This is a genomic window from Novosphingobium sp. CCH12-A3 (assembly GCF_001556015.1).
Lineage (GTDB): Bacteria > Pseudomonadota > Alphaproteobacteria > Sphingomonadales > Sphingomonadaceae > Novosphingobium > Novosphingobium subterraneum.
The window spans coordinates 1-10439 of sequence record NZ_LSIA01000295.1 but is presented as its reverse complement, the minus strand read 5'-3'; the positions used below and the strand labels follow the sequence as shown (position 1 = coordinate 10439).

At 61.4% G+C, this 10439-nt stretch carries 6 protein-coding genes and 2 pseudogenes; 5 read left to right on the top strand and 3 right to left on the bottom strand.

Features of this window, described 5'->3' with window-relative positions; all coding sequences use genetic code 11:
• Positions 1–206, bottom strand: a pseudogene (locus AX703_RS24605) (Tn3 family transposase); the annotation flags it as partial.
• 396 nt (positions 207–602) lie between these two features.
• On the opposite strand from AX703_RS24605, the gene AX703_RS24595 reads away from it, so the two are divergent.
• Together AX703_RS24595 and AX703_RS24590 are read left to right on the top strand one after the other, a co-directional pair.
• Positions 603–1469, top strand: a complete 867-nt coding sequence (locus tag AX703_RS24595) for a recombinase family protein (protein WP_004212898.1) — start codon at positions 603–605, stop codon at positions 1467–1469.
• 7 nt (positions 1470–1476) lie between these two features.
• Positions 1477–2910 (top strand): annotated as a pseudogene (locus AX703_RS24590) (catalase); the annotation flags it as partial.
• Between the two features lie 74 nt (positions 2911–2984).
• Here AX703_RS24590 and AX703_RS24585 read toward each other — a convergent pair.
• Entirely contained in the window at positions 2985–4481 is a 1497-nt protein-coding gene (locus tag AX703_RS24585) for an alkaline phosphatase (protein ID WP_037472268.1), read from the bottom strand.
• A 124-nt stretch (positions 4482–4605) separates the two neighbouring features.
• Here AX703_RS24585 and AX703_RS24580 point away from each other — a divergent pair, with 124 nt between their 5' ends.
• The 3 genes from AX703_RS24580 to AX703_RS24570 all read left to right on the top strand — a co-directional run bounded on the left by AX703_RS24580 (position 4606) and on the right by AX703_RS24570 (position 8643).
• Complete coding sequence (locus AX703_RS24580; RefSeq protein ID WP_004212904.1) at positions 4606–5181, top strand: RNA polymerase sigma factor; 576 nt, start codon at positions 4606–4608, stop codon at positions 5179–5181.
• The gene (locus tag AX703_RS24575; protein WP_062347978.1) at positions 5178–6077 is read left to right on the top strand and encodes a FecR domain-containing protein; all 900 of its coding nucleotides are present in this window, start codon (positions 5178–5180) and stop codon (positions 6075–6077) included. Before AX703_RS24580 ends, AX703_RS24575 begins: the two co-directional genes overlap by 4 nt.
• 82 nt (positions 6078–6159) lie before the next feature.
• Entirely contained in the window at positions 6160–8643 is a 2484-nt protein-coding gene (locus AX703_RS24570) for a TonB-dependent receptor (protein ID WP_062347976.1), read from the top strand.
• A gap of 727 nt (positions 8644–9370) precedes the next feature.
• On the opposite strand, the gene AX703_RS24565 is transcribed toward AX703_RS24570, so the two are convergent.
• Positions 9371–10414, bottom strand: coding sequence for a glycerophosphodiester phosphodiesterase (locus AX703_RS24565; protein WP_231735687.1), 1044 nt, complete (start codon positions 10412–10414; stop codon positions 9371–9373).
• Between the last annotated feature and the right edge of the window lie 25 nt (positions 10415–10439).

Genomic DNA, 10439 nt, shown 5'->3' with positions numbered 1-10439 from the left:
GCCAGCTCATTCTGGCGCGGGTAAGAGGCGAGCTTGCGAAGAATCTGGCTGGGGGCGACGATCCCCGCTGCGATCGTCGCCATGATGCGCAGGATGTCGGGCCAGTTGCGCTCGATGAGCGGTTCATTGATCTTACCTCCGACCAGCGCTCGCACATTGGCCGGCGTCGCGTTGGGCGTGAAGGCATAGAGTCTTTTCTGAGGGAGAGGGCATCGCGTGGAAGGTACGCCAGACAACGCTAAGCGAGAACATTTCAAGAACCGTATGATGGCCGTTACCGCCGGAGGTCGCTAAGCCCCAGTTCTTCCCACATCCATGTAAAGTCATAGGTGCCCATCGGATCGGCGGTGCCCGATTTTGCCGCGCCATTTTCGATATATTTGAGCCAGTCGGCTACCTTTATGGCCGCTTCGACCTCGACCTGAACGACCGGATTGATTTTGGACGGCTTGCAGCGTGAGGCGGCTGATCGGCCTATAACATTTGGGTACACCCCAGAGTGATAGGGCCGAGTGACACCATTCGTCTGTCACAAAAGGGTGGGTTTGCGCTCAATGTGACGATACACTGCAAGAGCCACCCTAATGTGACGGATTTTGCACTTGGCTCGTATCGGATATGCCCGCGTCAGCACCACGGACCAGGATCTGGATATCCAGATTGGCCGCCTCAAGAATGCAGGTTGCGAAATTATCCGTTCCGAGACCGGATCGGGGGCCTCGCGGAGCGGGCGCACGGAACTGGAAACGATCATGCAGTTTATGCACACCGGCGACGAGCTGGTCGTGCTGCGGCTCGACCGGCTCGGCCGCTCCACGCGCGATGTCCTGAACCTGGTGCATGAGCTTGATGAAAAGGGAGCTTCGCTGCGCATCCTTGAGCCAGAGGTGACGACGGCGGGCGACATGGGGCGAATGGTCATCACCATACTCGGCATGGTCGCCGATATGGAGCTGAAGTTCATCAAGGATCGTCAGCGCGCCGGGATCGAAGCGGCGCGCGCCGAAGGCGTTTACAAAGGCCGGAAGAAGAACGTCGATGACGATGAAATCCGCCGTCGCCTTGCCGCCGGCGCCAGCAAGGCCCGCGTTGCCCGCGACCTGAAGGTCTCACGAATGACCGTCTATCGGGCGCTCGACATTATTCCGTCAAAGACCAAACTGCCGGAAAAGCCGCCCACTGCCAGCATCGCCCTGCATCTGATTATCGAGAACTTCAACAAGCGTGGAAGAGGTAGAAAACCCGCTCGGGAGCGGATTGAGGCGATGCTGGAACGCGACTACGCCATGGTAAAAAACGGCAATTGTGATTACAAACTGACCGTCGCCTATGACCCCGATCCGGATGGCATTTCCCTTGATGAGGAAATCCAAAGCCTCCTCTCCGAGATGTTCAACATCGCAGAGAGCTACAATTGCTCCATGGAAGCCGATATCTACGAGGTCGGTGGTCAGCAACGGTCCTGGTAGAATCAATCAAGCGTTCAGTGTTCGTTCTTCAACCTGGCCAAAATCGCAGCTTCGGGCCGACTGGGCCAAGTTCCACTGGAAGCCCCGACTTGGGATTCAGTCTACCATTTGGGACGAAGCGCTGAAGCTCCAGGCGGCGGACAATGACTATCAGCGCCGCGACCTGTTCGAGGCGATCGACGCCGGCGATTTCCCGCAATGGGATCTGGGTATCCAATTGTTCGACGAGGCGTTTGCCGAGGCGCAACCCTATGACGTGCTCGACGCGACCAAGCTCATCCCGGAAGAGGATGTGCCCGTGCGCCTGATCGGCACACTGACGCTCAACCGCAATGTCGACAATTTCTTCGCCGAAACCGAGCAGGTCGCATTCCTGCCCTCGAATGTTCCGCCAGGCATCGATTTTTCGAATGATCCGCTGCTTCAGGGCCGGCTCTTCTCCTATCTGGATACGCAAAATTCACGTCTCGGCACCACCAACTTCCATCAGATCCCGGTAAACGCACCGCGCTGTCCGTTCGGCAATTTCCAGCGGGACGGAAAAATGCAGACGATGGTGCCCAAGGGCCGTGCCAATTATGAACCCAACAGCCTGGCGGCGCATGGCGAGGAAGGTGGACCGCGCGAAAGCCCGGACGTCGGCTTTGTAACGGCAAACGCCGCCACTGGCCCTGAAGAGAGCGGCGACAAGCTGCGCGTGCGGGCGGAAACCTTCGCCGATCATTACAGTCAGGCGCGTTTATTCTACCGTTCACAGACGATCAGTGAACAAGCCCATATCGCCTCGTCCTTCGTGTTCGAACTCTCGAAGGTGGCACAGCTCGATCAGGTGCCCGGCCGGATGGTGGCCAATCTACGCAATGTGGACGAAGACCTGGCGAGCCGGGTTGCGGACGGCTTAGCGATCGATCTGCCGAAAAAGACGCCCGCCGCCAAGGAGCCGATCGACATGCCGCCTTCGGACGCACTTTCGATCCATAAGAATATGCTGGCGACGCTTGAGGGGCGCAAAGTCGGCATTCTGATCGCGGACGGCAGCGATGCGGACGAACTGGCAGCAATCGTCACGGCAGTAGAAAAAGCCAAGGGCAAGGCTGTGATCGTCGCGCCCAAAGTCGGTGGCGCAAAGCTCTCCAACGGCAAGCAGCAGAAGGCCGATGGTCAGCTGGCAGGATCGCCGAGTCAGATTTTCGATGCCGTGGCGATCATAGTGTCGCAGGAGGGCTGCGCGACGCTGCTGAACGAAGGCGCGGCGGTCGAATTTGTGATGAACGCCTTTGGCCATCTCAAGGCGATTGGCGCGAATGAGACAGCGCAGCCCTTGCTCGACAAGGCCGGCGTGGTGCCCGACGCGGGCGTCACGGGGGTCGATGCAGCGTTCGTCAAGGCGGCGGCTCTCCGCTTCTATGACCGCGAACCATCGCTGCGTATGCTGGCTTGAGAGAAGACATGATGAGCGATCAGTTTAACGCCTGGTCGCTCATGTCTTTTAGCCGGGCTAAATGCAGTTGTCGCCTACCTGATATCCTGTTCCACCTGTTGCAGGATCTTGGGCTTTGCCCGGGCCGATTTCAGATTCAGTGCACGAAATTGTGCCACTAGTCGCGTCGGTTCGATCTCGATGCGGACGTAGCCGCTATGGTTCAGGTCATGAAAGCGGATGTGGGGGTTATTTGCGCGAACCTCGCCGAAGCGGCCGGCTGGCGGCGATTGGGCAGCAAGGGCGGAGGTGACGATTTCGGTCGCCACTGGCGGGGTGCCATCCGCCCGATGCAGATCATTCAGCCAAAAACTGTGGACGTCGCCGCTTAGAATTAGGGGATTGCGGACATTGGGGCGGGCGAGCTGATCCAGCAGCCGTGAGCGGCCTGCGACATAGCCGTCCCACTGGTCGCTATAGACAGCGTCACCCCCGCCATCGAGCGCCAGCGGCGCAAAAAACACGCCCTGCGCCAATAAAGTCCAAGGGCGCCGCTCTTGGGAAAGGCGCTGAGCCAGCCATGCCTCCTGCGCCTGTCCCAGCATGGTCCGATCGGGCGCCAACCGTTCGGCGCAATGATCGAGCCGGACGTTGCGGGCTACCGACGGCGCCGCGCATGGCGGGTTGGACCGGAATTGGCGCGTGTCGAGCATGGAAAGCGATGCCAGTTCGCCCCAGTCCACCCCACGATAGAGGCGCGGGCTGGCCATGGAGCGCCACAGGCTGGGGCGGATCGGCATATGTTCGAAATAGGCCTGATAGGCCGCCGCTCGCCGCGCCGCGAAAATTTCGGGAGGTAGCCCCTCTCGATTGGCGAGCGCGGCATAATCGTTCAGCACCTCATGATCGTCCCATGTGACGAGCCAGGGCACGCGCCGGTGCGCTTCCTGCAAATCCGGATCGGTGCGATAGAGGGCGTAGCGGGCGCGGTACCCATCCAGATCGCGTGGTTCGGGCGCGCCGAAATCGCGGACCTTGGGCTGGTCGGGATAGGATGTTTCGTAAATATAGTCGCCGACCTGCACGATCAGGTCGGGATCGCCCGCCAGCATGTCGCGATAGGCGCCGAACCATCCCAATTCCCAATGCTGGCAGGATGTGAGCGCCAGCCGCAACCGGTTGGTGCGGTCCGGCACGGTTGCGGTACGCCCGACCGGGCTGGTCGCGCCAAGCGCATGGAAGCGATAATGATAGGGGCGCCCCGGTCGTAGTCCGGTCAGTTCGAGATGGATGCTGTGCGCCGCCTCGGGATGCGCGTTCAATGCGCCGGTCCGGACGATGTTGCGAAATCCTTCATCCTCGGCGACCTCGTAACGGACCGGGATCGATCCGGCCCGAAGAGGGTGGGCGTCGGGGCCGACGAGGCGCGTCCACAAAACGAAGCCGTCGCGGGATGGATCGCCGCTGGCGACGCCGAGCGCAAAGGGGTCGGCCTGCGCAGTGAAGGGTGCGGCGAGCACCCGGAGCGGCGTGGCGCCAAGCGCGACCATGGCGCCCAGCACGGCGCGGCGATGCCAGGGAGAGGCTTGCATCGGGCGGCCCTATCGGCGGCGTTTGACAGTAATGCGACAGCGACCCCCGACGAATGTGGATATTGTCCCGATATTGTCATGCCGACTGACTAACCGCCCCGCTCATCTGAAGGGGGAAGCCGCCGTGACCTGGTTGAGGGATGTAGACCGCTGGTTCATTGATGAGATATTGCCGCACCGGGTCGCTTTCCGGCGGCAGGCGGCTCGGCTGGTCCCCACGGCCGAGGCCGAGGATCTGGTGCAGGAGGCCTATGCCCGCGCGATCAATGCGTCGCATCATCGCGAGATCGTCAATCCCCGCAGCTTCGTCCTCACCATCATCCGCAATCTGGCGCATGAACGTCATCGTCGCGCCACCGTCGTGCGGTTCGAGCATCTGGCCGATATGGAAGCGATGGAAATTGCCGATAGCGCGCCGGATCAATTTGCAGTGCTATCGGGCAATATGGAGCTGGCACGGCTGATCGCGCTGATGGAGCAATTGCCGCCACAGGCGCGCGCGGTGGTGAAGATGCGGCGGATCGAAGGATTATTGCCGGGCGATATAGCGGTGCGGATGGGTTTGTCGGTCTCTACTGTAGAGAAGCATCTTGCCAAAGGGCTGGCCATTCTTGCCTATGCGATGCAGGAAGCGCCACCGCAGGAAGAAAGGGCCCCGTTTTCGCGCTTATGGCAACGCCACCGACACCAGAGAAAATGATGGAGGAAGCCGCCGGCTGGCTGGCGGCGCTCGATGCAGGCTCGGTCACGCCGCAGGCTTTCGAACAATGGCGTGCGGCCGATCCCCGCCATGCCATCGCCTTTGCCCAGGTGGCTCATGCCTTCGAGCAGGTGGAGCGTCTACGCGCGGTCGAGGACCGTCCGGCCGAACCGGCGCCCACCGCCATCAACCGCCGTGGGATGTTGCGTGCCGGCGTCTTGGCCGGTGGTGCGTCGGTCGCCGGCGCGCTGCTGGCGGTACGCGCCACTGCGCGCGAACATGCCAAAACGGCGATAGGTGAACGGCGCGCGCTGGTGCTGGACGATGGCACCCGGATCGAACTTAATACAGGCACGCGGATCAGTTGGCGGATCGACAAGGGGGACAGCCGCATCTGGTTGGAGCGTGGCGAGATCGGCCTTACGGTTCCGGCTTCGCTGCGCGGCAAGCTGACATTGGAGGCAGGAAGCGCACGATTCACACTCGGCACCGGCAGCTTCAATGCGCGACAGCAACCTGAATCCTTCGACTTTCTCGTGCTGAATGGCATGGCCGATAGCGTACGGGGCGATGGGCTTACAGCAGGGGCGATGGCGCGCGTGATCGGCCAGAACGTGGCTATCGGACCGGCCGACCCGGTAACGCTGGACCGGGCGCGCAGCTGGAAAGATGGTCAACTGGTGTTCGAAGGCGAGAGCCTCGACTTCGTCGTGGCCGAATTTAATCGCTATCTCGACCCCAGGATCGTCATCGCCGATCCGGCGCTGTCGCGCATTCGGCTGGGGGGGCGTTTTACGACCACCAACCCCAATGATCTGCTGACCGCATTGCATGCGTCGTTCGGCATCCGATCGCAGCGCAGCGAAAATGGAGCCATTACCCTCACGGCCGGCTGATAATTTTTTTGCAGCTGCGATAGAGGTCGTGCCGCGCCCACCCATCCCATCCTCCGAGAGACGCTTCCATCGGAGGGCAATAATGAGTTTTCATGTCGTCGCACTACCCTTGATCCTCGCCGCGGCGCCCGCCAGTGCCGCGAGCGATCGCGCTATCGCCTTCAACATCCCGGCGCAGAATATGGCGACGTCGCTGAACGAGTTCGGTCGGCAGGCCGGCGTGCAGATGGTCTTCCCCTATGACGCCATCGCCGGTCGCCGCTCGATCGCGCTCAAGGGGCGCTTTTCCCGTGCCGAGGCGCTGCGCCGCCTGATCGCCGGACGAGGCGTGGCCATTTCCTACGAGGGCGCGGCGATGATCTCGCTCGCCGTCGCCAAGGCGCCGACCGAATTGTCGGCTGCCGAAGCGGGGGCGGGCGTTGCGGGTGGCGGTGACATCATCGTCACCGCGCAAAAGCGGGTCGAAGACCTGTCGAAAGTACCGCAGGCGATCACCGTCGTTTCGGGCGTGGAAGCGGCAGAACGCAAGATTACCGATTTCGCCAGTCTGGTCGATGAAGTACCGGGCCTGTCGATCAACTACAGCACGGGCGGCGAAAGCTATGGCCTGCTGACCATCCGCGGGATCGGCGGCGCCGACGACTACAAGCCCAATGGCAGCCCGTCGGTCGCCCTTCATGTGGACGGCGTCTATCAAAGCTCCAACGCCTATCTCGGCATGCCTCTGTTCGATCTGGAGCGGATCGAGGTGCTGCGTGGGCCGCAGGGCACTCTCTATGGCCGCAACACCACGGCCGGCGTCGTCAACGCGATCACGCGCGGCGGCCGCGACACGTTCGACGGCTATGCCGATGTGCGTTATGGCAGCTATGACAGCCTGCGCGCGGAAGCGGCGATCGGCGGTCCGGTCAGCGACAATATGCGCGTGCGACTGGCAGTGATGACCGATCAGGGCGGCGGCTTCATGAACGGGAAGGGCGCGGGCGATCTGGCGGGCGCGCAACTGAGCGTCGGCGGCGTGGTCCAGAGACAGGTGCCTGCGATCAACGATCCGGGCGCACGCAAGGGCTTTGGCGACAAGGATCTGTTCGCCGCGCGCGGTACGGTGGATATCGATTTCGGTCCAGATACCAGTCTGACGCTGAAGGCCTTTGCCAGTCGCGACCGTGGCGATGCCCGTCAATATGACCGCATCAGCGCAGCGGAGGACAGCAGTGTTCTCAATGCCGGCGAAGATAAAGACCCCTACAGCTTCTATTCGCGGGCCTATTTTCAGCAACGGATCGACATCAAAGGCGCGTCCGCACAATTTTCGCACCTGCTGAACGATGCCACCCGCTTCGACATGGTCGCCGGCTGGCAGTCGAGCCAGCGCAATATCGGCGGCAATGGCGATGGCACGCCCTATCCCCAATATGAATATCTGTTCGATGAAGATCTGAGCCAGGCATCGCTCGAAATGCGCCTGCGCAACGAGCAGCAGGGGCGTTTCAACTGGTTGATCGGCGGCTTCTACATGAGCGACAAGATCGACTATCAGAGCCAATGGACCAGCTGGGCCGCGCGGACCATATATCATAATGTCCATAATCAGCGCCGCCGTAGCGCCGCGCTGTTCGGTCAGGCTGATTATGAGTTGTTGCCCAAGATCAAGCTGACGCTGGGCCTGCGCTATACCAAGGACGATGTGGATTCGCAGGGCCGCAACATCGACGATAACCCTTGGGGCATATCCAATTACGCCACATTTTTCGCGACGACGCCCAATTTTCAGTGGGACAAGCAGTTCAAGGATGACGACCTGTCCGGCCGTGCTGCCGCGCAGTGGTTCATCACCGACGATTTGAATGTCTTCGCGTCGGTCGCGCGCGGCTATCGTTCGGGCGGCTTTGATGGCACGTCGATCATGACGCTGGCCGAGACGGAGCCGTTCCAGTCCGAGACGGTCTGGGCTTATGAAGCGGGCGTGCGTTATTATAAAGGGCCGATCCGTCTGTCGCTTGACGCCTTCGCCAATGATTTCGACAATCTTCAGGCGACGACGCGCCTCGACAATGACACCAACGGCCGCACTAATGTCGGTAAGGCCAAGACCCGCGGCTTCGAAGCCGCACTGGACGTCAACCTGCTGAACAGCGGCGGGCACAAACTCGATTTCGACGCATCGGGCACCTATCTCTATTCGAAGATCACCGAGTTTAATTCCAACCGCATCGCCGATGTGACCGCGACTGTCGGCGATCCGCTGCCCGGTGCGCCGAAATGGACCGGTCGGGTCGGCCTCGTCCACAGCTACAGATTCGGTGATGGCTGGGTGCTAAAGAGCCGCGCCAACATCTTCTATCATGGCAAGGAATCGAACCGCCTGAACGCGGTCGTCGGCAACACCTCGCCGGCTTACACGCTGCTCAATGCCCGGATCGAGCTGGAATCGCCGCATGGCTGGTCGATCTATGCCATGGGCCGAAACATCACGGACGAAGTCTATTATCCCGAAATGAACGGCGCGTCGCGTATGGTCGGTGCGCCCGCCACCTATGCGATGGGCGTTCGCATGAGCTTCTAAAAACCGGCCGAAGGTGGCTCCGCTTATGCGGGGCCTCCAGCCTTCGGGTCGCCCGGTGAGGCGCCATCTGCCAATGCCTTGGCAGGTGGCGCCTTGTCATTATGGCGCATTTGTCCTGACGGGTAGAAGAGATCGGTCGATATCGGCAGCCAAACGGGCCGGAGGTAGCGCTAGGTGACGAGGCGGCTTCATTGCCGACGCCTATCCATCACCGTGGCAGCTTCAGATGGCATGGATCACCGCAGGCTGAAAGCGACGAGGATCGTCAGCTCGACGACATCAGGCTCTCGGCGGGAATTGCCGGCAGGGGCTGGGCACGTATGAGCATATCGAGTGCGGCCTGATCCAGGTCGAAAGATCACGATTCCCCGACGATAGCAGAGGATGGCACCATGCGGACGCGGTTCACGCCGAAGCATATATGGGCGGTGCCCTGCTGACGAATTGCACGGGCGCGGGCCGGGTTCCAGATGCACTAGGATCAGGCTTTCCCAATCAGGCCTGACGTGACTGGAAAGCCGATCGACGTTGGGAGCAACTGCGCGCGCCGGCTCGGGTGGCGCAACCAACGGCTGCAATTCGACCACAAGCGGCGCGAAGATCCGAAACTGCGATCGGGCTTGCAGATGGTCAAGAGAAGTGGACTTGCTGTGGCTGGCCAGTCCAGATGGCGATCAAATGACCGGTAGAGGTGAATTTGGAATAGGCAGTTTTTATTCTCTCTATCCTAGGAAATCGCACGCCGTCCCAAAGCCGGATCGTCTGTGAAGATCGCATCGACACCCGTTGCAAGATAGCGCTGCATCTCTGCAATGCTGCCTTCTTCGTTGCGCGCGGAAACGCCTTTGTCGCTGCGAAAATCGGCGGCCAGGAACTGATTTTCCGGGCGGAAGGTCCAGATGCTGACGAGAAGGCCCGCCGCATGTGCGGCATCGACGAGCCCCGTGGGTTTTGTCAGGCGCTGATCCTCGTCCACAGGAATGATCATCCGGACATGGGGCGCAAGATAATCTGCATAGCTGGCGATTTCGGAAAGACCTGCGGGCGTCAGCATATCGCGATAGAAGCGCTTGTTGCCCGCCGCCTGCACATCGGCCGGCATCTGGGCCGGGTCGCCGATCAACTGGGCCAGCTGGATGTTGGGATAGGCGCCGATCCTGCCGCGCAACGCGCGTAGATTAGCGACCTCGAACGACTGGATGGCGAACGGCGCGCGTTGCAGATAGGCGCTCTTGCCGATGATATCGATCAGCCGCTGCTCCTGTTGCAGGCCGATGCCTGCGAAATAGGTGGAATGCTTGATCTCCGGGATCAGGCCGATGGTCCGGCCGCGCGCGGCGGATTCGGCCGCCACGAAATCGGCGATTTCCTCCATCGACACGATCTGGAATGCGCCGTCATAGGATTGGCTTTCGGGCCGTATGGCGCCCAGCCGCTCTTTCGCGCGTAACGTCTTGAGTTCCGCGAAGGTGAAATCCTCCGTGAACCAACCTTCCTGTCGCTCGCCGTCGATCGTTTTGACCGTCTTGCGCGCGGCAAAATCGGCCCGGGCGGCAACGTCGCTGGTCTCCGCGATGTTATTCTCGTGCCGCGCGACCAGCACGCCGTCCTTCGTAGCGACCAGGTCAGGCTCGACATAGTCGGCCCCGTCTTGGATCGCCTTGGCATAGGCGGCAAGCGTATGTTCTGGGCGCAGCGCCGATGCGCCGCGATGGGCGATGAGCAGCGGCGGACCCTTGCGACGGGCCGGGGCGGCGATCGCTGCCCCCACATCCGTCGCAAGTGCGGCGGTCAGG

Coding starts and splice junctions, on each gene's coding strand:
- AX703_RS24585 (WP_037472268.1), bottom strand. CDS start 4,481: ATGCAAGCCTCTCCCTGGCATCGCCGCGCCGTGCTGGGCGCCATGGTC.
- AX703_RS24575 (WP_062347978.1), top strand. CDS start 5,178: ATGATGGAGGAAGCCGCCGGCTGGCTGGCGGCGCTCGATGCAGGCTCG.
- AX703_RS24570 (WP_062347976.1), top strand. CDS start 6,160: ATGAGTTTTCATGTCGTCGCACTACCCTTGATCCTCGCCGCGGCGCCC.